The sequence below is a fragment of the Sphingomonas sp. PAMC 26605 genome, assembly GCF_000241485.1.
Classification (GTDB): domain Bacteria; phylum Pseudomonadota; class Alphaproteobacteria; order Sphingomonadales; family Sphingomonadaceae; genus Sphingomonas.
In genome coordinates, this window is sequence record NZ_JH584241.1 from 1,394,380 (window position 1) to 1,419,271 (window position 24,892).

Sequence of the window (24,892 nt, forward strand, 5' to 3'; positions counted from 1 at the left end):
TGGCGGCTTCGGTTCGCTCACGCCGGGCGCCTGAGACGTCGTCCGATGACCATGACCGCAGGCCGGGGTTTCAAGCTCGAGCATCTCGACGAAGCGCCGACGGCGCGAAACCCGGGCCTGTGATTCGTGGTCGATGCCGAAAACCATCTGGTCGAAGGCGGGGCGCGGCTGCGGCCCCCGATCATTTTCCGTGGCGGCGGTACATTCTCGCTCGACTGTGCTAAGCCTCGATCCGAAGCGCGCGCGCAAAGCGCAAGAGTATCCCGCGGACCTATCGTCGGCAGCGCGCGTCGATGCCCCTTGCGTGGGGGAAACGCTCCATTCCGGAGTGATGTTTCAGGAGAAGGCCACCGCCCAATGCCTTCCACGGCAGAAGGCGTTCGTCGTGACCGCACGCAAGCCCTAGCGCACGCGGCGCTTGCCAAAGGGCCGGAAGACGGCTCTCGCGGGGAGCCGCATTCATAGGAAAATCGCCATGTCGAAAGTCATCATCATCGTCGGTTTCGGGCCGGGCGTTTCGACTGCTGTCGCCGACAAGTTCGGTGCGGAAGGCTTCTCGATCGGGTTGATCGCGCGGAGCCAGGCGCGATTGACGGCCGGAGTCGAAGCGCTCGAAGCCAAAGGCGTCGCCGCGGTCGCATTTGCCGGCGATGCGGGCGACCCGATTGCCATTCGCGGCGCCATTGCCGCGGCCCGTGCCGCTTTTGGTCGGATCGATGTCCTGCTCTGGAATGCCTCGAGCGGCCATGGTGTGGGCGATCTGTTGAGCGTCGACCCGAGCAGCGTGACAGGCGTGTTCGACGTTGCGATCGCAGGCCTGCTGGCTGCTGTGCAAGAGACGCTGCCGGACCTCAAAGCGGCGGGCGACGGGGCAATCCTCGTCACCAATGGCGCGCTCGGCGATCTCGATCCGGCGGTCGATCGCGCCGCCATTGCGGCGAAGGCCGACGGCATCGGGATCGGCAATGCCGCCAAGGCAAAGCTCGTGGGACTGTTGGCGGCGCGGTTGGACGATGACGGCATCTATGTGGGCGAAGTGACGATTGCTGGCGTGGTCCGGGGTACGCGCGCCGCGATACCCGGCGTCCCGATGATTGAGGGCGCGGCGGTCGCCGACGCGTTCTGGGACTTGTACCACGGTCGTCAGGATATCCGCGTGCGGATCGGCTGAACCGGAAGGCCTCGCGCTGGATGGGTGGCGTCCCGCCACGCTCGCACGCGGGACCCCGCATGCTTCGCCTCTTCTTTCGTCTAGACCCGATCCCGCGGGAGCGCTTCGGCAGCAAAAGCGATGCCCGCGGGGAGGGCGGGAGGCGAAACCTGTTTCGCTAGAGAAGCGGAGCCACGCCTTCCACGATGACCAGATCGACATCGGCGGTGTCCGCCCGAAGCTTTCGTATCTCGCGATACTCCTCCGAATGATACGCCGCCAATGCGGTTTCATAGTCGGGGAATTCCTGGACGAGCTGCCTGCTTCGAGGGGCGCCTTCGACGACCTCGTACCGCCCCCTGTAGACCACCAAGGTTTTTGCACCCTGGCGCTTCAAATATTCGACTGCGGCCTTCACGTATAGCGCGTGGCCGGCCTCGTCTTTGACGTCGCTCTGCGCGATCCAATACCCCTTCACGGACAGTTACTCCTGTTGTCAGCGGGAACCCGGGGCTTCCGCCGAGATTGCGCGGCAGGTGGGCCGTATCTCCTGGACGATCGGTAACTGGCCTGCAGGAATTCGTCAATTCAGATACGAAACGTATATGAAAATCGGGCCCGGTGCGTGGGGCGGGGGCGGCGGCAGCGACGATGGATTGCGTCGGAACAATCAATCTTGCTCCTGCTCGCAGCGTCGATGGCTGATCGCCTGTGCCGTCACGGAGCGGCCGGTCGGGAATAGACCGTGTTACGATGGTAGGCCTTAGCCTGCCAAAAGACCCTCGGCCATGAGCCTGAACGCCTCGATCGCCTTGGGCAGGACGATGTGCGGCTCATCGCTGTCTGCAACCCATAGCGCCGCGTTGAACGCCGTGCCGCTGAGAAGGCGCGCTGCGGCCTCGATATCGACGGGTTTCATGATACCGATGGCGATCAAATCCGCGACGGCCTGCTTCGTCATGCTGAGGCAGGCATTCTGACTGGGCCATTTCGAAGGGTCGCCCAAGAAAGCCGGTCCGTCCAACAGGACGATCCGACGAACCTCCGGCTCGAGTGCCATTTCGATATAGGCTTCGCCCTCCGCCAGCAGCTGTTCCCATGGGCTCGATGCCGTCGCGCCCGCCTCATGCGCGCGCGCCGCCATCTCGCCATCGACCTGGGCGACGACGGCCGCCAGCAATCCCTTCTTGTCGCCAAATCCATGGTAGAGGGCCCCACGGGTGAGGCCGACTTGCGCGGTGAGATCGTCCATCGAGGCGGCAGCGAAACCCGCTGCGCCGAACGCCTTCCGCGCTGCACCAAGCAGCTTGATGCGGTTTTCCTCCATTGTTTCAGCGCGACGCTTACCGGCCAAAGCCACCTCCAATTTCGCATACGTGTCGTATATGGTGTTGACGACCGACACGGATCCGTGCTTTCACATACGCAGCGTATGCTGGTACCCCTGCCGTCCTGGAATGTCCAGCCAAGCTGCCTTGGCAGGTGCGCCCCAGCGAAAAGGACTTTGATATGGCGAAGCGTGAAGCAGTATTTCCAGCCGGCCGGAACGCGCTGTACGAGAAGCACGGATATTCCGCCGCGATACGATCGGGCGATCTGTTGTTCGTGTCGGGTCAGGTCGGGAGCCGGGCCGATGGCTCGCCCGAACCGGACTTCGACGCGCAGGTTGCGCAAGCTTTCACCAATCTGGAAGCCACGCTCGCGGCGGCGGGATGTACATTCGACGACATCATTGACGTGACGACGTTCCATACCGATCCGGAAAAGCAGATGCCCGCGGTCACGGCGGTGAAGGCCGCAAAGTTCCCGCAGGCACCCTATCCGAACTGGACCGCCGTCGGGGCCACCTGGCTCTCGGGCTTCGATTTTGAAATCAAGGTGACCGCGCGGATTCCGTCGGACGCATCGGCGTCGGTGAGCCGCCGCAATCCGCCGACGATGTGGGATATGGCCTCGCTCGGCTACTCGCAGATCAGTGTCGCGGAACCAGGCCGGCTCGCTTTCCTGTCGGGTCAGATCGCGGCGGCGCCCGGGCTCGATGCCGTGCCCGACGACCTCGCCGCCCAGGCCGAGATCGCGACCGCCAGCCTCGCTGCCGCACTCGAGGAGCTTGCAGCGACTGCGCAGGACATCGTGATGCTGCGCGTCTATGTCGTGAACGCGACGACCGAAGCGTTCGGACAGGCCCTCGTCCCCTTGCGGGCGCTGTTCACAGACGCGAAGCCCAGCATCACGACGATCGGCGTCCAGGCGCTCTACCGGCCCGAGATCAAAGTCGAGATCGAAATGGTGGTGCGCCTCCCCTGAGGAGGGGTGGCGCCCCTTTTACGGCGGCTCGGCGAGCCGCCGCTATTGCTTGGCTTCGCCGACCTCGATGAGGTGACCGTCGGGATCGCGCATATAGCACCGCGTCTCGGCATCGTGGACCTTCGGCTCGGTGAGGAACTCCGCTCCGAGACCCTTCCACCGATCGTAGCATTCCGCGATGTTCGCGACGCGGAGGTTCAGGAAGCTGCTGACAGCCTCACCGTCCTTCGGCGGTGCGAGATATACCGCCGGCTTGTCGTCGGTCGGCCCGCCGCCGACGTTGATGATGATCCACGTGTTGGCGAGTTGCACGACGTTGGGCTTGCCGTTCTCGCCGTCCATGACGACGGTCCCACCGAGAATGCGGGCGTAGAAATCGACCGATTTCTTGATATCGGCCGAAACGAGGAAATGCGTGACCGTGAAGCCCGTGCTGGGGAACATGTCGTAGGTGGTATCTGGCATCGTCTTCTCCTTTGCGAGTTGTCTTCGTGCGCACGTCATCGGAAGCGGTGGGTGCTGGGCAGGCTGGCCGCGCGATCGGACCTTACAGGGCGGCTTTTCCAATCGATCCGCCGCCATCGACATACAGGGTCTGCCCGGTGATATAGCTGGCATCCTCCGAGAGGAGGAAGGCGACTGCCGCAGCGATCTCCTCCGGCTGCCCGATACGTCGCATCGGGATGTTCGCGAGAAAGATGCGCTCGGCCTCGCTCCCGGCCGGCGTATAGCGGCGGAGCAGTTCGGTTTCGACGGGCCCGGGCGAGACCGAATTGACCGTGATGCCCGTTTCCGCCAGTTCCAGCGCCCAGGTTCGGGTGAAGCTCGCAAGTGCCGCCTTGCTGGCGGCATAGGCGGTCCGCTTGGCCATTCCGAGGGTCGCCAGACTGGTGATGTTGACGATGCGTCCCCAACCCTTCTGCCGCAGCGTCGGGAGGATCGCCTGAACCGCGGTGATCGGCGCGTGGAGATTGAAACGCATCAGTTCATCGACGACGGCAAGATCGATCTCGCCCAGAAACTGCTGCTTCCCGACACCGGCATTGTTGACCACGCCGTCGAACGAATGGCGCTCGGCGAGCGCGACAAAGGCCTCGGTCGAGGCTTTTTCATCGCTCAAATCGACCGAGACGAGCGTTCCGGGAAACGACGCGAGCGGATCCCGCGCAATGCCGATGACCGCGTGTCCTGCGGCCGAGAGGCGTTTCGAGATTGCAAGCCCGATGCCCTTCGTGGCGCCGGTTACGAGAAAAGTGCGATGACTCATGATCGATGCCCCGTGGCGTGCTGGAAGGCGATACCGAATGTCGATACCGTTGGGCGCGGCGGTTCACGTGAGCAAGAGACCTTGTCTAGCTTCACAACCGCCCTAAACCGTAATATATCGAGTACTATAGAAGTGCAGCCCTAATGTCAAAGATTCGGTTGTGGCCGCTATGAGGTATGGCTGTGGCATCGTTGAGGTCGTTATACGGGGGCAGCGCTCGCAACGGCGATTTGGCGGTTGCGGCCGGAAGGCGAGACACGGCGGGCATTGCGCGCGATGACCGAGCTCCGTCCCGCGCCGCGCCGATGATTGAGGCTTCCGTTATCGCGAGGAGTGCCGATGCCGATACGGGCGCGCGCGGTATGGCGATCGCTCGTACGGGGCAAAACCGAAAGGCGCTGATTGCCGTGAAGCCAGATATCGCCGTTAACAAAGTCTGGTCCAAGCGCGAGTTTGCGGCCATCGCGATCGCCGGCGCCTGGGCCCTCTACCTTGCGCTCGTCTCCGTTCGCCTTGCCGTTCTCGGCTTATCCAATATGCGCGAGGTTGCGCTCCGCCACATTCTGACCGCGGCAATCGGGGCGATCATGACCGCTGCGCTGTTTTGGATCCTCAGCCGCCTCGAGCATCGCTCGCCGCTGGTGCAAATCGGCGGCGCGGTCCTGCTGGCCGCGCCCGCGGCCGCGACGCTCGCGGTCGTCAACTACGACGTCATGTTCGTCTTCGCGCCGTCCGCCGCCTGGTCGATTGCCGAGCGGGCGGGCAACGATCTGCCGAGGGTGTTCGTCCAGACGATCGCGGAGAACGATTTTCTGTTTACCGCGCTGGGCGTTCTCTACATCGCGATGGCGAGCGTGATCGACAGCCGCGATGCTTTGCAGCGCGCGACGGTCGCCGAATCCCAGGCGCAGAAAGCGCAACTGCAGGCGCTGCGATACCAGCTCGATCCGCATTTTCTGTTCAATGCCTTGAACACGATCTCGGCGCTGGTGATGGAAGGGGAGCCGGAAAGGGCAGAGCAGGCCCTTGCGTCGCTGTCGGCCGTACTCCGCACCACGCTGGCGAGCGACGCTCTCGTCGACACGACGCTTCGCCAGGAATTCCGGCTCCATGAAACCTATCTCGGTATCGAGGGGCTTCGATTTGGCGCCAGGCTCCAAGTGGTGCTGGAGCTTCCGGATGCGCTTGCGGACGTCGCCATCCCGCCCCTCCTGCTCCAGCCGCTGGTCGAGAATGTGATCAAGCACGCGGTCGGGGTTTCCGAGACGCCGGTTCAGCTGTCGGTCCGCGCGCGCGGCGCCGACGATTTCGTCGTCGTCACGGTCGAGGACGATGGTCCCGGATCGCCGCAAGCGGGTTTCGGCCTGGGCCTTCGCAACGTCGCCGAGCGACTGGCGCTCCGCTTCGGCGAGGGCGCGACTTTCCAGCATGGGCGGCGTGCCGACGGGGGGTATCGCGCCGTCCTCAGCTTTCCCCGCAGACAGCCCCTTCCCGAATGATCGGCGCACTTCGAATCCTGATCGTCGATGACGAGCCCTTGGCCGCCCGGCGCCTGGAAAGGCTGTGTCTGCGCGCCATGCCCGACGCGAGGCCAACGAGCGAGACGAGCGGACGCGCGGCGTTGGCCAACCTCGACCAGAATCCGGCGGACGTCATGCTGCTCGATATCGATATGCCCGGTCTGAGCGGTCTCGCCACGGCGGAACTGGCGGCGCGCGTCACCGCTGCGCCCAGCATCGTCTTCACCACGGCGCACGAGCGGTTCGCCGTGGAGGCGTTCGCGGTCGGCGCGGTCGACTATCTGTTGAAGCCGGTCACCCTCGATCGCCTGTGCCAGGCGCTCGAGCGGGTCAGCGCCCGTCACGGCGCCCCCGCGGATGCAAAGCCCAGGTTTCGCTCCGAATTCTGGGTGCGCGACGGGGGTGACATGGTGCGCATCGACGCCGACCGGATCGAATACGTCTCGGCCGAAGGCGACTATATGCGGCTCCATCTCGCAGGCCAATCCTATCTGCTGCATTCCACGCTTTCGCAGCTCGAGCGTGAGCTCGATGCGACCGCCTTTCTGCGGGTTCACCGCTCCGCCCTGGTGGCGAAACGCAGCATCGCGGCGGTGGGGCGCGAAGCTTCAGGAAAGTGGATCGTACGGCTGCGGTCCGGTGGCGAAGTCGGCATCGGCGAAAGCTATATGGCGAGTGTCCGCGCCCTTGTGCGGGGCTGAGGCCGCGGCGCGGTGAACGCCCTACTCGGCCGGGTTCATCGAAAAGATCGGGAGGTTCGGCGAAAAGCGGTCGCCCCGAAATGACCGGCGCTTCAGAGCTGGCGACACGCCTTTACGCCATTCGGATCTCCTGCCTTGAAAATGTTCCGCTCGTCGCCCGCTCCCTGGCGCTTGTCGCGCCGCGCTCCGTCAGTGCGCAAGCGCGCCATCCTGGCGATGGCGGTCAGCGCCACGGCGCTGCTCGCGGGGGTGGGCTGCGCCTCGGCGCAGGCGCTGTTCCAGTCGCCCCCCGCTCCCGGAGGCCCCGCTCTCTCGGACGAAGTCCGGCAGTTCGTGTCGGTCGATGCCTCGCACGCCGAGCTGAAACTGATCCACGTGCGCGTGATCGACGGCACCGGCGCCGGGCCGCTCGAAGATCGCACGGTCACGATCCGAAACGGCCGCATCGCTGCGATCGCGCCGTCCGCTGCATCCGAACGGGCCGACGGCAAGATCATCCTCGACATGGCCGGGCGAACGCTCCTGCCGGGTCTGGTCGGCATGCACGATCACCTGTTCTATGTCGCGCGCCCCGGCGCGGATTATGAGCACGCGCAGCGGGTGCCGCTCCTGCTCCCGCAAATGACCTTCGCGGCACCGCGGCTCTATCTTGCCGGCGGCGTCACCACGATCAGAACGACGGGCTCGATGGAGCCGTATGCCGAACTGAACCTCAAACAGGCGGTCGAAACCAACCAGCTACCGGGTCCTCACATGGACGTCACCGGGCCCTATCTGCAGGGGGCTGGAAATATCTTCCTGCAGATGCACACCTTGAGCGGCGCCGAGGACGCGCGCAATACCGTGAACTTCTGGGCGAGCCAGGGTGTGACCAGCTTCAAGGCCTACGATCACATCACCCGCGCCGAACTGAAAGCCGCGATCGACGCGGCGCATAGCCATGGGTTCAAGATCACCGGCCACCTCTGCTCGGTGACCTATCCCGAGGCGGCCGAACTCGGAATCGACAACCTCGAGCATGGGTTTGCGATCAATACCCAGCTCGACCCCGACAAGAAGCCAGACCTCTGTTCGGAGTCGCAGGGTTCGGCGACCGCAAAGGCGATGGATCCGGACGGGCCGCAAGCGAGGGCGCTCTATGCGCTGCTGATCGCCAAACACGTTACCGTCACGAGCACCTTGCCGATCTACGATGTGGGCGAAGACGGAGCCCCGCCGCTGCGACAGGCGGAATTGGATGTTTTGACGCCGCAGGCCAGGGAAGCCTATCTGTACGCGCGCAACGCGGACACCACCGCCAAAAACGATCGCAAGGCACGCTGGCATGCCAATCTGAAGCGACTGGAAGCGCTCGAGCGGAATTTCGCGTTGGCGGGCGGAACGCTGATGGCCGGCTGCGACCCGACGGGCGACGGGCACATCATCCCGGGGTTTGCCGACCAACGCGAGATGGAGCTGCTGGTCGATGCCGGCTTCTCGCCGCTCGAGGCGATCAAGATCGGAACCCTGAACGGAGCGACCTATCTCGGTCAGGCCAGCGAAATCGGCAGCGTGACGGTCGGCAAGCGCGCCGACCTGATGATCGTCAAGGGCGACCCAAGTCGGCGCATCCAGGACATCGAAAATGTCCAGCTCGTCTTCCGCGACGGGATCGGCTTCGACCCCGCCAAGCTCCTGAGCTCGGTCAAGGGCCTTTACGGCCTCTATTGAGGTCGCGAGCGTGATGAGGATGGCTGACATGAGCACTACCACACGAAGGCACGTGCTGGCGGGAGGCGCTTTGCTCGCAACGGCCGGCGTTGCCGTCGGACGAACCCCCGCGCGGCGCACCTTCTTCGCGCCGGTTTCGACGGGCGAAGAGCGAGGGCCGCCGATCCGACAGCGCACCGCAACGACGCGCAAACTCTTCAAATGCCCCGCAGGATACCCCAACGCGCTTTCTTCCAGTCCGGACGGACTGTGGATCGCCGAGCAGCGCGTCGACAAGGCACGCGAGCGGATCTGGCGGGTCGATGGCACCGGCGCCGTCTTGCAGACGCTTTCGTCGGACGCGACCGACACGAGCGGGATTGCCTATGGCAACGGCGTGCTGTGGGTCTGCGCGAACAGCGAGACCAATCAGGGCGTTTACGAAACCAGCCGCGATGGGCGCACCCTGGCGCATCGCCAGATCCCGCTCGGGCCGGCGCAGCTGGCGGGTGGTTGCCATGGCGCGACCTGGCACGACGGTTTTTTATGGGTCACCGCCAACCGCCCGCGCGCGATCCTGCGGATCGATCCCAAGACCTGGACGGTGAGCTATCTCATCCCCTTTGGGCTTCCAGGCGGCCTCACCCGCTATCATGGCTGCGCCGTGCTCGGCGACTCGATGTACATGGTGTCGGGCGGCGAAAGCCGGACCTATGCGGAGGGCCAGACAAATCTGATCCGATATGATCTTGCCACCGGGGTCATCCGCGAGATCTTCGACTTCGCACCGGGGAGTTGCGATCCGCATGGGCTGACGGTGCACGATGGGCGCTTGATCGCCTGCGACTCGGGGCTCCATCCGGGCTGGGACAGTCGCTACGACGTTCACGGGCTCGGGAAGCGGACGAGCCCGAGTGCCGGCTGGGTCTTCGAAATCGAACTGGGGACCTGAACGTGCGCCGAGTCCATGGCCGTGGCCGACACCGACGGACGAGCGCTTGATCCAACCAAGGGGCAAACCGGGCGACCGGCAGGACAATGCCGGAAGCCACGCTCGCTTCAGCCCGCCCCGGCGGTGCATTTGAGGAACGCGGAATGCGAAACATTCTATGGGGAGTCTTGGCGTCGGCTACGCTTGCGGCGCCCCTCCCCGGGACCGACGAAGCGATTCGACATGCCGTCGCCTCGCCCGCACGGGACGAAGACTTCGTCGCCCGCGATGTCGTCCGGCATCCTGCAGAGGAACTGAGCTTCTTCGGCGTGCGACCCACGTCGACGGTGGTCGAAGTCTGGCCGGGCGGCGGGTACTGGACTCAGATCCTGGCCCCGCTCTTGCACGATCATGGCGCCTATTACGCCGCGTTCGGGCCCGCGGACGGGGACTCGGAGGAGCGGCTCTTCGCTGTCGGACCCGAGTTCCAACGCATGCTCCACCACAATCCGTCGATCTATGGGAAGGCGCACCTGACCGAATTTGGCGCCCACCATCCTGAGATGGCGCCTCCGGGAAGTGCCGATTTCGTCCTGACGTTCCGCAACCTCCACAATTGGATGAGCGAGGGGACCGCACCGGCCATGCTCGCGGCCATCCACCGTGCGCTCAAGCCCGGCGGCGTCCTCGGCATTGAGGACCATCGTGGCAACGCATCCATCCCGCAGGACCCGAAGGCTCGCTCGGGCTATGTCCGCCAGGCATACGCAATCCGATTGATCGAGCGCGCCGGCTTCACGCTCGTCGCGTCATCCGAGATCAACGCCAACCCTCGCGACACCACCATCTGGCCGAAGGGGGTCTGGACCCTCCCACCCGTTCTCGCGCTCAAAGACCAGGACCGTGAAAAGTATCTGGCGGTCGGCGAAGCCGACAATTTCGTTCTCAAATTCCGCAAAGTCCGAACCTGAGCGAGACGATCGCGCGCGCGTTACAACCGAAACATTTCGATCTGGCTGCAAAGGACTCTTATGCTCTCTCGTTTCGTTATCTGTGCGACTTTCATTGCGGCGAGCGCGAATGTCGCGATGGCGCAGAGCCTGCCGCCGGTCCCGGTCTTGACCGAAAGTCCCTGGAATGGCGACTGGGTGCTCAGCCCGACGCGCAATACCGCCGCGATCAAGGAGGCTGCGGCGGATGGCTATCGTTTCCACCTGCAGCCCGACGGTCGCATCCGCTGGGAAATCCCATCGTTGCACGAAGTGGTGGAGGGCCGGGTCGATGGACAGCCGATGAGCATTCGGCGGCTCAAGCCGACCGCGCTGACCTTGTCGGTCACCGCCGAGGGGTCTCGCGTGCTCGTCTACCACGTGGCGAGAAACGGGAAGCCGGAAGGCGAAGGGCGTATGACGCTGGTGGATCAGGGCAGGGCATGGGTCGATATCTCCCAGCCTGCGGGACGGCCCGATCTTGCGGGCGCGGTCATTTACGTGCGGCCTGATGCGACAGACCGCTAAACCGCAAAGGCAGCGAAGCGGACCGCACCGCGACCCCCGATTCCCGCGCCGCTTCGATACAGGATTGGCGAGCCGCCACCGCTTGTTCGCGCGCCGCAAAGCGGGAGCGATATGATACAGGCCTTGTCGATTTGCCCCGGCGAGCGATTGCGCCGATGGATCAGGCCATTTTCGGGGTGACGCCGGCTTTATCAGCAGTCTGAGCGGAGACGAGGTATCGACACGGCGATCGAGACGTATTACGTACCGTTCGTTATGAAAATAGTTGCCCCCCTTGCCTCGATTGCTGCCCGGCGCGGGCGGCCGCGTGAGTTCTGTACCGTCGAGGCGCTCAGCACGGCGCTCGGCGTGTTTTGGACCAAGGGGTACGAGGGCGCGTCGTTGGCGGACTTGACCGCCGCGATGGGCATCACCAAGCCGAGCCTCTATGCCGCGTTCGGCAACAAGGAGGCGCTCTTCCACAAGGCGCTCGACCTCTACGAGGCCGAGAAGCTCGCTTATACGCGCGAAGCGCTCGCCGCCCCGACGGCGCGCGGCGTTGCCGAATATATCCTGCGCGGCGCGCTCGATGCGCAGACGAGCAGTCATGGTCCCACGGGGTGCCTAAGGGTCATGAGCGCGATCATGTGTGGACCGGAGGCCGATTCGATCAAGGCCGACGTCATCCAGCGTCGCAAATCGTCGCAGGCAGCGCTGATCGAGCGCTTTAGCCAGGCGCAGCGCGACGGTGACCTCTCCGATCAGATCGACCCCGAGGGACTGACCCAGTATCTCTATGCGATCCTGCAGGGGATGGCGGTCCAGGCGGGATCGGGCGCGAGCCGCGCCGATCTCGAGCGGGTGGTAGAGACGAGCTTGATGGTGTGGCCGACCGGCTGAAGAGAAAGCGACGAACCGGTATCAAAAACCAGGGCATCCAGATCTGACAGGGGCGCTGGACGACAAGTCCTTTGCCTCTGTAAGTGCCAGTGCCTTGCCGCCCGCCACTGCCGCCACCCCAAACGTTGTACGGAGCGCGTGTCGGGCGGTTTCGCCTGGGCGCATATCGCTTTCGCCGGCGGGCACCGCGGCCGGTGCAGGTGCGGGTGGATTTCGCCGCAGGGTATCAAACGCGGGGCGGGGCTAAGCCGCGAGCTTGCGCGCCGCCACGATCACACCGCCCTGGCCCTGCTGGATCAGCACGGCACCGCTCAAGCCGCGCTCGTTTGCGGACGGCAAGCGAAAGTCGGCTGCCGGCCCGTGCCAGTCGCCAAGCCGCACCAGCTCGCGCACGATGTCGCGGTGCGGCAGCGTGCGCCCGCCATTCTCGCCCGCGCTGATCGGCACTTCGCGCGATCGCGCGTCGTAGCGGACCAGCCACACGGTCAGCGGAGCCGACGGCGCGGTGGCGGCGGCGAGATGAACGCGACCGTCGGCCTCGCTGATCTCCGGCCCGCCGCGCGCCGGTCCCTCCTTGGCGAGAAGGGCGTCGAGCTGCGCGCGATTGCTGCCGACGATGGTCGGCCCGCCATTGACGATCACCTGCGGCGTGGCGACCTGTCCGCGCCCGCCGGCGCGGGCATAGTCCCACTGGCGGGCGGTCCAGCGCGGCGAGCCGAACGTGTCCTTCCAGCCGAGCTGGTCCCAATAGGTCACGGCGAACGACAGAGCGAGCACGTCCGGCCGATCGGCGAGGGCATTGACGTTGGCGTTGGCCGGCGGGCACGACGAGCACCCCTGGCTCTGGAACAGCTCGAGCACCACCGGATGCGCGGCGGAGGCGCCCGCGATCGGCTGCGCCGCGCGGGTCGGGGCAGCGGGGGCGCTATCTGCCTGGCCGCACGCGGCCAGCGCGATGGGGGCCAGGAGGGTCGTCAGAAGACGGGGTGACATGGGATCGTTCCTCTTCGCGTTAAGCGCGCGCCGTGGGGCGCCCTAAGCTAATCCGCTCCGCGCGTGTCTTCGGTTACAGGCGCCGCCCTGCGTGCCGGCGGCGGCGCGGATGCTGGATAGCGCGCGCAGCCGACCCGTCTCATCCCAGCGCGATGCGCGATCGCCTCTGCTAAGTCCGGATATGTGCAAAGCACGTCCGCAGTTCCGAGGTGAACAGCGCCGGCTGCTCGAAGGCAGCGAAATGGCCGCCTTTCGCTACGCGGTTCCAGTAGAAGAGCTTGGGATAGGTGCGCTCACCCCAAATGCGGGGCGGCCGGTAGATCTCCCCTGGAAAGATGCTGACACCGACCGGGATATCCACGACCCGGCGCGATTCTTGGTCCCCCGAGTTCTCCGCATAAAGCCGGGCTGACGAGGCGCCGCTCCCCGTGATCCAGTAGAGCATGATGTCGTCGAGCATCGCATCGCGCGAGATAACCGATTCCGGGTTGTGGTTGCTGTCCGACCAATCCGTGAACTTTTCGTAGATCCACATGGCCTGTCCCACTGGAGAATCGACGAGGCCGTAGCCAAGGGTCTGCGGCCGTGTTTCCTGGATGGCCCCATAGCCGGTCATTGTCCGGAAGAACGCCTTGAGTTCGGCGATCGCCGCCTTCTCTTCGGCGGTCGGCTCGCCTTCGAGCGGTGGCGGCGAGAGGGTCGGGAAGTTGAGGTGGATCGCCGCCAGCCCTTCAGGCTTTTGCACGCCGAGCCATGTCGTCACATGCGCGCCCCAGTCGCCGCCCTGCGCGACCCAGCGGCGATAGCCGAGCCGCTTCATCAGCGTGCTCCAGGCGGTGGCGATCTTCGGCACATCCCACCCTGTCTGTCGCGGCTTGTCCGAAAAACCGTAGCCCGGCAGCGACGGGATGACGACATGGAACGCGTCCTCGGCGCGTCCACCATGTGCCTCGGGATCGGTCAGCGGACCGATCACGTCGAGAAACTCGACGACCGAGCCCGGCCATCCGTGCGTGAGGATGATCGGCAGGGCATTCGCATGCTTCGAGCGGACATGGAGAAAGTGGATCCCGAGGCCGTCGATCGCGGTCCGGAATTGCGGGAACGCATTGAGCCTGCGCTCGAGCCGGCCCATGTCGTAGACATCGCGCCAATAGTCGACGAGACTGCGCGCGCGGTGCAGTTGGACGCCTTGCGACCCGTCGGTCACGGTCTCCTGCTCGGGCCAGCGCGTCATCGCCAGGCGGCGCCTGAGATCCTCGATCGCGGCGGGCGCGATGGCGACGCGGAAGGGCCGCACCGCCTCCGTGGCGGGCGGCAGATCGACCCCGATCGACGGCGCGATCGCTCCGTGCGCGCCTGCCTTGACCGACGCAAGGCCGAGCGCACCGAGGCCGAGCCCCGCCTGCAGCAGCGTCCTGCGCAAAGCGAGCGGCGTGCGGTCGGCGACGTCGTCACCGGGTAGAGCCTCATCCATCGAATTTCCTGGTCCCTGAAACACGGCGAGAGGACGATCCGCACCCTTTGGCGGTTCGAACCGAGTCGCCGCTCGGTTACGATCCTTGGACGCCGATCGCACAAAAACCAGCGGCCGTCCGTCGCGTTGCGACGGACGGTTCGCTGCCCCCGCCGTCATCCCGCCGGCGTCGTGCTTCCTCGTGGCGAAAGCAGCACCAGATCGGCCGCTTCCTCGGCATCGTCGAGCAGCGTCTTGCGGGGTGTTCCCAACTGCGCGCGCATCGTCAGGCCGCGGCCAAGGTCGAGCACCTGATACGCCCGCGTGCGCGCGGGAAAGTCGGGCGGGACGTCTCCCGCGTCGATCGCGTCGCAAAAACGACGCTCGACGAGCGCCGTGGCGGCAGCGACGGCATCCTGCACGAACTGTCGCACCTCGGCATCGTTCACCAGCGGCGCCACGCAGACGAGAAGACATCCTGGCGCCGTTTCGGCCGGCGTCGCATTCTCCACGGCATCGCGCAGGAAACCCGCGATCGCGCCGCGCAGGGTCGGCGGCGTGAAGAGCGCCTTCGCCGCGCGCGCGCCTTTAACCTCGGCGTACGCCCGAAGGACGCGCAGAAACAACGTCCGCTTGTCCCCGAACACCGCGTAGAGGCTTGGCCGTCCGACCCCCATCGCGGCAACGAGATCGTCGATCGTCACGCCGTCATAGCCTTGCGCGCGGAAGACCCGTGTCGCCTGCTCCAGCGCCTGCACCTCGTCGAAGGAGCGCGGTCGGCCGCGTGGCCTGGCAACATTCTGAATCATCCGGTTCAAAGCTCCTTGCCCGTAGTCAGAATATATAACAATAATGTTTCAAAACAGCAAGCCTGCTTTAGACGCGACAGTCCCTACGCAAGCCTTTGTCTGTCCGCCCTCCGGTGTTGCGAGCGTCATCAACAGGGTGGCCATTTCACCGCCGCCTCATGGGGCAGAGCCCATCACGGCCGCGCACCTGCTTTCGAATTGCCGAGGGGAGTTCGCTCCGGCGCCGTGGTCGCGGCGAAGCGGCCGCGGGCGCAACGGTAGGGCAGGCATTGCGCGGCTAGCCGAAGCCCCAATAATTTTCAGAATAAAAAATCATTCAGTTCATAAATATCTTGACCGACGATCATCCGTGCTACTATTGCACTGAACAGTTAGAAAATCAGACGCCGCGGTCGGCGTTGCACGGAGACGACACATGGGTAGCTACGACGGTAAAAAGATCGTCATCATCGGCGGCACGAGCGGCATCGGGCTCACCACTGCGCAGATGCTCGTCAAAGGCGGCGCGCGCGTTCTGGTGACGGGTCGCTCGCAGAGCGCCTTGGACTCGACGCAGGCTGAACTCGGCCAAAACGGCACCGCCGTTCAAAGCGACGCGCGCTCGTTGACCGATCTGGACGCCCTCGCCACACGCGTGGAAGCCGAGTTCGGCACGATCGATCTGCTCTTCGTCAACGCCGGCTACAGCCTCTTCGCGCCGATCGAGACCGTGAACGAGGCGACCTATGACGAGGTGTTCAATCTGAACGCCAAAGGACCGTTCTTCGCCGCGCAAAAGCTCGCGTCGCTGATTCACCAGGGCGGCTCGATCGTCTTCACCACCGCGATCGCCAACGTCAAAGGCATGCCGCTGCTCGCCGCATATGGCGGCGCCAAGGCGGCGATGCGCTCGTTTGCGCGGACGTTCGCGGCTGAGCTGGCGCCCCAGGGAATCCGCGTCAATGCGGTGTCGCCCGGCCCGATCGACACGCCGATCATCGGCAAATCGCTTCCCGACAAGGCCATGGCCGCGCACGTCGTCGGGCAGTTCCGCGACACCAGTCCGCTGAAGCGGATCGGGACGTCGGAGGAAGTCGCGAAGGCCGTTCTCTTCCTGGCGTTCGACGCGACCTACACGACCGGCGCCGAGTTCCCGGTCGACGGCGGTCTGTCGCAGCTCTGACGGCCATCCGAGCTAGCTACGTCCCTCAGATTGCAATCCGTCCGGCGGCCCGAGGGTCGCCGAGGAGAAAATACATGGATCGGTACGCAGGCAAACGGGCTGTCGTCATCGGCGGTACCAGCGGCATTGGCCTCGCCGCAGCGAAGATGCTCGTCGATGGCGGCGCGCGCGTTCTGGTGACGGGGCGCTCGCAAGGCGGCCTGGACCTGGCGCGCAAAGCGCTTGGCGACGACGCACTGGTCGTTTCGAGCGATGCAGCATCGCTCACCGATATCGATGCCCTCGCCACGCAGGTGAGGGACGCGTTCGACACGTTCGACCTGCTCTTCGTCAATGCCGGTGTCGGGCTTTTCGCGCCTTTCGAACATACCAGCGAAGCCATGTATGACGACGTGTTCGCCGCGAACACGAAAGGACCGTTCTTCGCGGTCAAGGCGCTCGCGCCGCTGATCCATCGGGGCGGGTCCGTCGTCTTCACGACGGCGATCTCGAACGTGAAGGGCATGGCGATGCTCGCTGCGGCCGGAGCGACCAAGGCCGCGCTCCGGTCCTTCGCGCGGACCTTCGCCGTCGAACTGGCGCCCCACGGGATTCGCGTCAACGCGGTGTCGCCCGGCCCTACCGACACGCCGACCTGGGACAAGGCGTTTCCTGACAAGGAAACGGTCGCGCACCTCACCGGGCAGATGCGCGACGCCAATCCGATGAAACGGATGGGGACGCCGGACGAAGTCGCCAGGGCGGTCCTCTTCCTCGCGTTCGACGCGACCTACACGACCGGCGCCGAGCTTCCGGTCGATGGCGGGCAGTCGCAATTCTGACGCGGCCGTGCCCACGCAAACCCCCTCGCAGGTTCCAAGGATCGACATCATGACGCTGACCGACACACCTTTCGCCGAAAAGACGTTCATGACCGTCAACGGCCAGCGAATGGCCTATATCGACGAGGGCGAAGGCGCTGCGATCGTCTTCTCGCACGGCAATCCGACCTCGTCCTATCTGTGGCGCAACATCATGCCGGCCTGCCAGGGGCTGGGCCGGCTGGTGGCGTGCGATCTGGTCGGTCAGGGAGATTCGGACAAGCTGCCGCACTCCGGACCCGACAGCTACAGCTATGCCGAACAGCGCAGCTACATGCACGCGCTGTGGGACACGCTCGATCTGGGCGACAATATCGTATTCGTCGTCCACGACTGGGGTTCGGCGCTCGCCTTCGACTATGCGAGCAAGCACGCCGATCGGGTTCAGGGCATTGCCTATATGGAATCGATCGTGATGCCGCTAGAATGGGCCGATTTCGGCGAAGAGGTCCGCCCCGCGTTCCAGGCACTGCGGTCGCCCGCCGGCGACACGATGGTCCTGCAGGACAATATGTTCGTCGAGCAGCTGCTCCTGGGACTGGGCCGGCCACTCTCCGACGCCGCGAAGACCGAATATCGCCGTCCCTTCCTCACCCCGGGCGAAGATCGGCGGCCAACCCTCAGCTGGCCGCGCCAGCTTCCCATCGCGGGCGAGCCGGCCGATGTGGTCGACGCCGTCAGCGCATATTCGCAGTGGTTGGCGACGACCCCGGTGCCGAAGCTCTATTTCCATGCGATTCCGGGGGTGATCGACCAGAACCCGAACCAGGTCGCGTTCTGCCGGAGCTTTGCCAATCAGGAAGAGATTCAGGTGCAGGGCGCGCACTTCATCCCCGAAGACGATCCCGAAACCGTCGCTCCGGGCGTTGCCGCCTTCGTTCGTCGGTTGCGGGGAATTGCCTGACATCGGCACGGATTCAGAATAGGGGCGGAGCTCGGGAGGTGCCGGTCTTGCGCGGCGCGTCCCGGGCTCTGCCCTTGCCGATTTCGGATTCAGTAGGAGGTCGCAATGCCTGGTTTACCGTATCGCACTGCCCTGATCATCGGCGCCGGGCCGGGCATCAGCGCGTCGCTGGCGCGGCGCCTGTCGCAGCTCGGCCTGCAAGTCGGCCTGGCGGCGCGCAATGCTGACAAGCTTCAGGCGCTTGCCGCTGAAACAGGCGCCGCAGCCTTTGCCGTCGACGCCGCGCAGTCTGAGCAAATGGCCCAGCTGTTCCTCGATATGGAGCGGCAGGTCGGCGCGCCCGATGTCGTGATCTACAATGCGAGCGCGCGCGTCTTTGGCCCGCTCGCGAGCGTCGATCCCGCGGCGGTCGAGCAGGCGATCGCGGTCAGCGCGTTCGGCGCCTTTCTCGCGGCCCAGCAGGCCGCCAAACGCATGGAGCCGAACGGGCACGGCGCGATCTTCTTCACCGGCGCGAGCGCCGGCATAAAGGGCTTCGCCCAATCGGCGGCATTTGCGATCGGCAAGTTCGGGCTGCGCGGGCTTGCGCAGAGTGCTGCAAGGGAGCTGGGCCCGAAAGGGATTCACGTCGCGCACTTCACCATCGACGGCGGTGTCCGCTCGTCGCGCCGACCCGACCCGAGCGATGCGCCCGATAGCACGCTCGATCCCGATGCCATCGCGCAGACCTATATCGATGTCCTTGCGCAACCGCGAAACGCCTGGTCGCACGAAATCGACCTCCGTCCGTGGATCGAGCGGTTCTGACGGGCGGCGAAATCTCCGCCATGCGGTCGCTGGCTCGGCCGAGCCTCTCGAGCCCACCAGATGATCCGATCGAACGCCTGGAAGCGCGGCATGGTTCTTCTCAACGTCACGCGCTGGCCGATCCGCACAAGCGAATTGTGTCCGACCTCGTTCTGCCATATATAGCGATCGGTATAGAACATGGACTGAAAAAAATGGGCCGTCCTCGCGAATTCGAAATCGACGACGCGATCGATAAGGCGACAGCCCTCTTCTGGCGCAACGGCTATGAGGGGACGTCGCTCAGCGATCTGACGAAAACGATCGGTATCTCTCCGCCGAGCTTCTACTTCGCTTTCGGCAGCAAGGAAGCGTTGTTCAAAACGGCCATCGAACGCTACTTCGTCGAGCAGAATAAGATCGCCGAGGCGGCTTTTCTGGAGCCCACGGCGCGAGCGGTCGCAGCGCATTTTCTCTACGGCTACGCCGACGTGCTTACCGACGCGCGGCATGCGCCGGGCTGCCTCGCGATGAATAGCGCGCTTCCGTCCGCCGCCGGCGCGCCGCTGCGGGAATGGCTGGCCGGATTTCGAGAGGAGATGCGCAAGCGGCTCCGCGATCGCTTCGCCGAAGCGCGCGACGTCGAAAGCTCTCCCGCGGGGATGGACGCCGATGCGCTCTCGCGGCTGGTGCTGATCATCGCTTGGGGGATGGCCGTCGAAGCGCAATCCGGGGCAACGCGCACGGACTTGCGCCGGGCGATCGCGCTCGCGCTGGCGGTTTGGCCTGATGCCGCAGCTTCGAACGGCGCACACGCGGTCACCGGGCGCTAAGCGGCGGGTCGGACGTTCGCGTTCGCCACGCCGCTCGGCCATCACCCGTCACGCGTGGCCGGTGAAAAACTCCGCCGCGATCTTCCACTGGCCGCCCACCCTGACCAGCTGCATCGTCTTCCAGCCCCAGATGTCCTCTTTTGCTGTGGTGTTCACGAACACGAGCGAAACCTGGGCGAGTGCGCCGTCCTGCGCGATGTGAATGTCCTGGAAACGCTGAGTGAAGGGCTCGCCTTCGAACACGCCTTTGCGGAAGTCTTCGTATCTGGCCGTATCCACCGACGTGCTTCCGGCATGTTGCGAAACCGGGATGCCGGAGAAGGGGATCGCCTTGCTGAGCAGCAGCGATTCGAAGAGCGCTTGGTTCTTCGTCGATACCGCCCGGGTATAGGTCCCGAGCACCGCCTCGATGGCCCGCCGATCGACGCCGCGGCTCTCGAAGGTCGCCGGCACGGGGGTACGATAGGATGCCGCTACGAGCGGGGTTGCCGATAGCGTCACGGCTGCAGCGGCGCGTAGCATCTTGAAAAGCATTTTCGGAAATCTCTCTCGTCTGGCACGGTGCCTCGCCCGCGTTCGACCTTGGCCGAACCCATGGCGAACCCCACCGCTGTATAGCAAGATTCCGCTCTTATACCGGCTTTTCCGATGGAGTTGCCGCCATCGACGAAAAGAGTCCGTCGCGCCCGCGTGAGCATCGATCCTTGGTCTTTACCTGCAGGGGAAGCGCGAAGGATGCGCTTCCCCTGGGCGGCGTCGGTCGCACCGAACCTCGGTGGCGCGGCCCGTCTCGTCTCCCCCTTGGGCCGCGGCCCCGATGCGGTAGGCGTGCGGCTATCTCGAGCCGCCGCGCCGCGCCGCGCCGTGGCGGCCTAGACCGCCGTCAGGCCGCCGTCGACCGGAAGGTCGATACCGGCGACGTAGCTGCTCAGGTCCGAGGCGAGGAACAAAGCCGCCGACGCGACCTCTTCGGGGCGTCCCGGCCGGCCCAGCGGGATCGTCGCGGTCATCTGCTTCCGGGCTTCGGCAGCGCCTTCCTTGGACGGGAACTGCCCCTCGAACATCGGCGTCTCGACCGGACCGGGGCTCAGCACGTTGGTCCTGATCTGCCGATCCTTGAATTCGCTGGTCCAGGTCCGCGCCAACGACCGCAACGCCGCCTTGCTGGCGCTGTAGGTGCTGCGGCCGGGCAAGCCCATGGTTTTGCCCGCGGATGCCACGAGGATGATCGACGCCCCGTCGTTCAGATAGGGCAGCGCCTTTTGCACCGTGAAATACGTCCCGCGGGCGTTGGCGTTGAACGTCGCGTCGAAATGCTCGGGCGTCACCGCGACCGTCAGCACCTTTTCGACAAACGCCGCAGCCGCGAAGATCACGTCGATCTTGCCCTTCTTCGCGACGATCTCATACAGACGGTCGAGGTCCTCGAGCTTCGAGATGTCGGCTTGAACGGCCGTGACGTTCTTGCCGATGTCAACGACGGCTTGGTCGAGCTCGGCCTGGCGGCGACCGACGATGAAGACATAGGCGCCCTCTTCGGCGAACCGCTTGGCGGTTGCGAGGCCGATGCCGCTGCTGCCCCCCGTCACGACGGCGATCTTGGTGTTCAATAGCGACATGGTGTTTTCCTCATTCGTTGGACGCGACGCCCGGGGGAGCGTCTTGCCGACCAGCGCGCCAGCTCGGCACGCCGTTCTGTCGGGATTACCCCTGGCCTGAGCCGCCCTGCTTAACCGCTAACCCGGCAGGATTGCTCGTTGTCACGGTGCTGACCTTGTCGCTGCTCTCCAGCGGGACACGGTTGCCATTGAGACACAGCGCCATCAAAACGAAGACCGAGATCGACAGGATATATTTGCGAGTCAAAACCTCACCGAATGTGGCCAGCATTTCGCTCAGCGTTGCGTCGGTCAGCGTCTTGGCGCCGGTCAACTCGTCGCACGCACGGCACAGCAGGATATAATCCGATCCGACGCCAGTGACGGGCCCATCCGAGGCGAAGGCGGCGATTTCGTCTTCGCTGAGCCCTACGTTACGGCCGATCGACGAATGGATCTGCCACTCATAGGGGGCGTTGCACTGCTTGGCGACGCGCATCATGCACGTCTGCCGGTGCTTCGGGTCGATGCCCTCGGGGCCGAAGATCGCGTTGACCGTATCGATCACGCCCGCGAAGTGCGCGCCGGTTCCGGCGAACATCTTGACGACGTTGAGCGTCGTGTCGGGCTGATAGGCACTGCCGTAATAGGCCTCGATAACCGGCCTGATGACGTCGTCGTCGGGGAGCGGCACTGACACCGCTGCCGCATAGCTTGTTGGAAAGGTCATAGCCGAAGTCCTCGTTTTGATCTGGTCCATGATGATGTCTCGTCCTGTGGTCTGGTGTTGGGTGCATGTTCGCGTGAGACCAATCAGCCCTTTGCCGCCGCGATGCGCGCCGCGCTCAGCGCCGTCTCCCCGACCCTGACGCCCAATCGGTGCGCGGTTTCATTCACGGCCGAGATGATGCCCTGGGTCAGCGTCGATTCGCCGTCGCCGATGCACGCCAAAGCCGCAGCGACCGTCGCGGCGGCAATCCCGTCGGAATCGAGCATCGGAAGGCACGCGGCGCCCGCACGATCGACGCCGAAGCCGGCATCGTTGAAGAAGACGAGACGCGGCCCGAACGCACGCGCCATCGGAGCGGCCGTCGCGCCGCCGTGGCTACCGCTCGCCACGACCAGTCCGGCATCTTCTGACGTCGCGAGCGAGATCGAGCCGATGCAGAGGACGCCGTCGATGAAGGTGCGTCGCTCTACCGGCGGCGCCACGTTCGCGTCGTGGGGCCAGGGCGCGGCCTTCAGGAGCTCGACGGCGTGTGCGACGGTCTGGCCGTTCGCTACGCCACACGCGGCGGCAAGTGTATTGGCGCGACTGATGATCCCGCGTTCGAGCATGTCCGCGGCATCGCCGACCCGCGCGCTGTCGGCCGCGACGGCCGCCATGGCCATGCCGTGCTGGTCCGCCCAGGGCAGACCACTGACGCCCGCCTCGTCCCGACCGATGCTGCAATCATGATGGATTGCAGCACGCGCGCCAGCCTTGGCCGAGAAATACGCCGCATAGGCGGTAGCGTTCGACCCGCCGAGAACGACGCCGCCGTCGGCTTCCCGAGGAAGCCCGGTCACGCCGTCGATCACGATGAGCGGAACGGTCATGCCGCTGCTGCCCCCGCGACAGCGGCATCTGATGTTGCGGATGCAGACATTGTGGTTCCTTTGCTGCGGGGGCAGGTCCGAGGTCTGGCGGCTTGCGCCCTAGGCCGCCTTCCGCTCTGTGCCGAACACGACCATGAGGATCACGCAAGGGGCGTCCGAGCGGTTGTGGAATTCGTGAAAGGCGCCGTTCTGCACGAAGAAATCGCCCTCTTTGGCGGTGGTCGTGTGGACCTGGCCGTCTTCACCCGGATAGGCGATATCGACTTCGCCCTTGAGCACGACCGCGAGATCGATCGTGTCGGTCCGGTGCATCGCGCCGCCATGCTCGCTCTGGGTCATGCCTCCGCCGGTGCCGAAGTCGATCTTGGCCATCAGGGCCCCGAGATCCGTCTCGCCCGCTGTCTCGGGGGGGACGACCTGGAGATCGACGCGGACCGAGTCTTTCGGACCGAAGATTCCCATCTGCTGGTACGCGCCAAGCACTTGCTCAGGCGTAAGGGGCAATTGGGGAATCTGGTCGAAGCCCCAAATATTGGTCACCCGGTCGGCAGTGTCGGTATCGAGAAGATCGTCGACTTGCATGACAACGCCGGTCTTGCTCTCGGCGCTTACGATTCTGCGCATCTTCATCTCGTCGTCTCCTTTGAAAAATGGACTGGCTATGCGTCGCGACGGTGGTCGGCACGATCTCCACCGTGAGGTGACACCGCTTCGCGACTGACCGCCGGAACGTTTCTATATCGATCACTATAGAACCCATAGCGACGCTGTCAACAGTTCTGTATTGATCGATACAGTATGGTGATCGCGGGTGCGGTCGCGCCTGCCATATCGACTGGGTGGATCGACTGGGTGGGCTTGCGAGCCCGACATGGCCGCTATCGCGCCCGGCGCATCGCGCCACATGACGACGGTCGGATCGATCGCGTGCTGCGATGCGTCGTAGTCGGCCGATGGCGCGCCCGCTATCGGGTGCCGATCCACCATTCCAATGCTAGGGATCAGCATGGCAGAACCGACGCAGTGGCAGATCGGCTTTTGGACGTTCGACGCCGAGGGCGGACGTCTCATTGAAGGGGATAACGAATCGCCGCTCGAGCATCGTGCGGCCCGCACGCTCGAGCTTCTGTGTCGCGAGCGCGGTCGAGTGGTGCCACGGGAAGCGATTCTGGCGCACGTCTGGGAGGGGCGGTCCGTCAGCGCCAACAGCGTCGCCGTCGTCATAGCCAATTTGCGGCGTGCGCTCGGCGACGATGCCGGTGCGCCGCGCTTTATCGCCACCGTGCCCAAACGCGGCTACCGATTGTGCGAGGCGGCACCCGAAGCCGTTGAAACACCGCCCCCCGTGGCGAAGCGAACGCGCATTCTTCGGCCGCTGATGATCGCTCTGACGGCGATGGTCTTGCTCGGCTTGGCGATCGTCACGGTGCGCGACCGGTCTGGCGCGGATCACCTTACGATTGTCGTTTCCCGAACGGCGAACGATACTGGGGATACGCAGTATCGACCGCTCGCGACCGCGCTCCAGGCGCTGGTCACCGATCGGCTTTCCGGGATGGGGATGGACGTCGTCGTGGGACAAGCGCCCTCTGCCGGGACACGGCGGGAGCCTATGCTGTGGCTGCGATCGCGGCTCATTCTATGGAACGGCATTTCGACGCTGTCGTTGGAGGCCGTCGATGGCGTCGGACATGTCGCCTGGACCGGGATGGCGGTCGCGCCACCCGACGCGCTGGCATCGGCGACGATCGCGCAACTGAAGCGTTTCCAGGCCAAAATACGCTCGACAGGCGCGGTCCGGCGGGGCGGATCCTAAAGCAGGGAAGATCGGCGGCGATAGAATACAAATCTAGCGGCATGGATACCCCGTAAACGCGCAATCTATTTGCAAAATTCTCATCACGGTACTTGTGGACCCGATACGCGATAAG

27 protein-coding genes are annotated in these 24,892 nt (G+C 65.0%); 15 read left to right on the forward strand and 12 right to left on the reverse strand.

Annotation, left to right across the window (positions count from 1 at the left end; all coding sequences use genetic code 11):
• Positions 1-475 precede the first annotated feature (475 nt).
• On the forward strand, positions 476-1,171 hold the full coding sequence (locus RH90_RS06375) for an SDR family NAD(P)-dependent oxidoreductase (protein ID WP_010184594.1): 696 nt from the start codon (positions 476-478) through the stop codon (positions 1,169-1,171).
• Positions 1,172-1,328: 157 nt separating this feature from the next.
• On the opposite strand, the gene RH90_RS06380 is transcribed toward RH90_RS06375, so the two are convergent.
• Complete coding sequence (locus RH90_RS06380) at positions 1,329-1,628, reverse strand: DUF1330 domain-containing protein (protein WP_010184595.1); 300 nt, start codon at positions 1,626-1,628, stop codon at positions 1,329-1,331.
• Between the two features lie 285 nt (positions 1,629-1,913).
• Positions 1,914-2,555, reverse strand: coding sequence for a TetR/AcrR family transcriptional regulator (locus tag RH90_RS06385; protein WP_232280312.1), 642 nt, complete (start codon positions 2,553-2,555; stop codon positions 1,914-1,916).
• A 104-nt stretch (positions 2,556-2,659) separates the two neighbouring features.
• On the opposite strand from RH90_RS06385, the gene RH90_RS22500 reads away from it, so the two are divergent.
• The gene (locus RH90_RS22500; protein ID WP_010184598.1) at positions 2,660-3,457 is read left to right on the forward strand and encodes a Rid family hydrolase; all 798 of its coding nucleotides are present in this window, start codon (positions 2,660-2,662) and stop codon (positions 3,455-3,457) included.
• 42 nt (positions 3,458-3,499) lie between these two features.
• Here the strand turns inward: RH90_RS22500 and RH90_RS06395 are convergent, their stop codons facing one another.
• Both RH90_RS06395 and RH90_RS06400 read right to left on the reverse strand, forming a co-directional pair.
• Positions 3,500-3,922, reverse strand: a complete 423-nt coding sequence (locus tag RH90_RS06395) for a VOC family protein (RefSeq protein WP_010184599.1) — start codon at positions 3,920-3,922, stop codon at positions 3,500-3,502.
• Between the two features lie 82 nt (positions 3,923-4,004).
• Positions 4,005-4,724 (reverse strand): SDR family oxidoreductase, encoded by a 720-nt coding sequence (locus RH90_RS06400; RefSeq protein ID WP_010184600.1) that lies wholly within the window; start codon positions 4,722-4,724, stop codon positions 4,005-4,007.
• A 305-nt stretch (positions 4,725-5,029) separates the two neighbouring features.
• Between RH90_RS06400 and RH90_RS06405 the strand changes: the two genes are divergently transcribed.
• The 7 genes from RH90_RS06405 (at position 5,030) to RH90_RS06435 (ending at position 11,961) form a co-directional block, all read left to right on the forward strand.
• On the forward strand, positions 5,030-6,223 hold the full coding sequence (locus RH90_RS06405; RefSeq protein WP_157134526.1) for a sensor histidine kinase: 1,194 nt from the start codon (positions 5,030-5,032) through the stop codon (positions 6,221-6,223).
• Positions 6,220-6,945 (forward strand): LytR/AlgR family response regulator transcription factor, encoded by a 726-nt coding sequence (locus tag RH90_RS06410; protein WP_010184602.1) that lies wholly within the window; start codon positions 6,220-6,222, stop codon positions 6,943-6,945. Before RH90_RS06405 ends, RH90_RS06410 begins: the two co-directional genes overlap by 4 nt.
• Positions 6,946-7,137: 192 nt before the next feature.
• On the forward strand, positions 7,138-8,655 hold the full coding sequence (locus tag RH90_RS06415) for an amidohydrolase family protein (protein WP_232280313.1): 1,518 nt from the start codon (positions 7,138-7,140) through the stop codon (positions 8,653-8,655).
• A 28-nt stretch (positions 8,656-8,683) separates the two neighbouring features.
• On the forward strand, positions 8,684-9,586 hold the full coding sequence (locus RH90_RS06420) for a hypothetical protein (protein ID WP_157134527.1): 903 nt from the start codon (positions 8,684-8,686) through the stop codon (positions 9,584-9,586).
• 86 nt (positions 9,587-9,672) lie between these two features.
• The gene (locus RH90_RS06425) at positions 9,673-10,536 is read left to right on the forward strand and encodes a class I SAM-dependent methyltransferase (protein WP_232280314.1); all 864 of its coding nucleotides are present in this window, start codon (positions 9,673-9,675) and stop codon (positions 10,534-10,536) included.
• Positions 10,537-10,596: 60 nt separating this feature from the next.
• A complete protein-coding gene (locus RH90_RS06430) occupies positions 10,597-11,082 on the forward strand; it encodes a hypothetical protein (protein WP_010184609.1) in 486 nt (161 codons plus the stop codon).
• A gap of 255 nt (positions 11,083-11,337) precedes the next feature.
• Positions 11,338-11,961: a TetR/AcrR family transcriptional regulator gene (locus tag RH90_RS06435; RefSeq protein ID WP_010184611.1), complete on the forward strand. Its 624-nt coding sequence runs from the start codon at positions 11,338-11,340 to the stop codon at positions 11,959-11,961.
• Positions 11,962-12,204: 243 nt separating this feature from the next.
• On the opposite strand, the gene RH90_RS06440 is transcribed toward RH90_RS06435, so the two are convergent.
• The 3 genes from RH90_RS06440 to RH90_RS06450 form a co-directional block, all read right to left on the reverse strand.
• Positions 12,205-12,954, reverse strand: a complete 750-nt coding sequence (locus tag RH90_RS06440; RefSeq protein ID WP_010184612.1) for a DUF1223 domain-containing protein — start codon at positions 12,952-12,954, stop codon at positions 12,205-12,207.
• A gap of 169 nt (positions 12,955-13,123) precedes the next feature.
• Positions 13,124-14,431 (reverse strand): epoxide hydrolase family protein, encoded by a 1,308-nt coding sequence (locus RH90_RS06445; RefSeq protein WP_010184613.1) that lies wholly within the window; start codon positions 14,429-14,431, stop codon positions 13,124-13,126.
• A 155-nt stretch (positions 14,432-14,586) separates the two neighbouring features.
• On the reverse strand, positions 14,587-15,219 hold the full coding sequence (locus RH90_RS06450; RefSeq protein ID WP_010184614.1) for a TetR/AcrR family transcriptional regulator: 633 nt from the start codon (positions 15,217-15,219) through the stop codon (positions 14,587-14,589).
• Between the two features lie 415 nt (positions 15,220-15,634).
• Here RH90_RS06450 and RH90_RS06455 point away from each other — a divergent pair, with 415 nt between their 5' ends.
• The 5 genes from RH90_RS06455 to RH90_RS06475 all read left to right on the forward strand — a co-directional run bounded on the left by RH90_RS06455 (position 15,635) and on the right by RH90_RS06475 (position 19,764).
• Entirely contained in the window at positions 15,635-16,381 is a 747-nt protein-coding gene (locus tag RH90_RS06455) for an SDR family oxidoreductase (RefSeq protein ID WP_010184615.1), read from the forward strand.
• 74 nt (positions 16,382-16,455) lie between these two features.
• Positions 16,456-17,202 carry an SDR family oxidoreductase gene (locus RH90_RS06460; protein WP_010184616.1) on the forward strand — a complete coding sequence of 249 codons (747 nt, stop codon included), beginning with the start codon at positions 16,456-16,458 and terminating at the stop codon, positions 17,200-17,202.
• A gap of 49 nt (positions 17,203-17,251) precedes the next feature.
• On the forward strand, positions 17,252-18,145 hold the full coding sequence (locus RH90_RS06465; protein ID WP_010184617.1) for a haloalkane dehalogenase: 894 nt from the start codon (positions 17,252-17,254) through the stop codon (positions 18,143-18,145).
• Between the two features lie 105 nt (positions 18,146-18,250).
• Entirely contained in the window at positions 18,251-18,952 is a 702-nt protein-coding gene (locus tag RH90_RS06470; RefSeq protein WP_010184618.1) for an SDR family NAD(P)-dependent oxidoreductase, read from the forward strand.
• On the forward strand, positions 18,934-19,764 hold the full coding sequence (locus RH90_RS06475; RefSeq protein ID WP_157134528.1) for a TetR/AcrR family transcriptional regulator: 831 nt from the start codon (positions 18,934-18,936) through the stop codon (positions 19,762-19,764). Before RH90_RS06470 ends, RH90_RS06475 begins: the two co-directional genes overlap by 19 nt.
• Positions 19,765-19,812: 48 nt before the next feature.
• On the opposite strand, the gene RH90_RS06480 is transcribed toward RH90_RS06475, so the two are convergent.
• The 5 genes from RH90_RS06480 to RH90_RS06500 form a co-directional block, all read right to left on the reverse strand.
• The gene (locus RH90_RS06480; RefSeq protein WP_010184620.1) at positions 19,813-20,298 is read right to left on the reverse strand and encodes a nuclear transport factor 2 family protein; all 486 of its coding nucleotides are present in this window, start codon (positions 20,296-20,298) and stop codon (positions 19,813-19,815) included.
• Between the two features lie 338 nt (positions 20,299-20,636).
• A complete protein-coding gene (locus RH90_RS06485) occupies positions 20,637-21,383 on the reverse strand; it encodes an SDR family NAD(P)-dependent oxidoreductase (RefSeq protein ID WP_010184622.1) in 747 nt (248 codons plus the stop codon).
• A gap of 85 nt (positions 21,384-21,468) precedes the next feature.
• On the reverse strand, positions 21,469-22,092 hold the full coding sequence (locus RH90_RS06490) for a carboxymuconolactone decarboxylase family protein (protein ID WP_157134529.1): 624 nt from the start codon (positions 22,090-22,092) through the stop codon (positions 21,469-21,471).
• An 83-nt stretch (positions 22,093-22,175) separates the two neighbouring features.
• Entirely contained in the window at positions 22,176-22,943 is a 768-nt protein-coding gene (locus RH90_RS06495) for a hypothetical protein (protein WP_198283391.1), read from the reverse strand.
• Positions 22,944-23,060: 117 nt separating this feature from the next.
• The gene (locus RH90_RS06500) at positions 23,061-23,591 is read right to left on the reverse strand and encodes a cupin domain-containing protein (RefSeq protein WP_010184625.1); all 531 of its coding nucleotides are present in this window, start codon (positions 23,589-23,591) and stop codon (positions 23,061-23,063) included.
• A gap of 376 nt (positions 23,592-23,967) precedes the next feature.
• On the opposite strand from RH90_RS06500, the gene RH90_RS06505 reads away from it, so the two are divergent.
• Complete coding sequence (locus tag RH90_RS06505) at positions 23,968-24,777, forward strand: winged helix-turn-helix domain-containing protein (RefSeq protein ID WP_010184626.1); 810 nt, start codon at positions 23,968-23,970, stop codon at positions 24,775-24,777.
• The last annotated feature ends 115 nt before the right edge of the window (positions 24,778-24,892 follow it).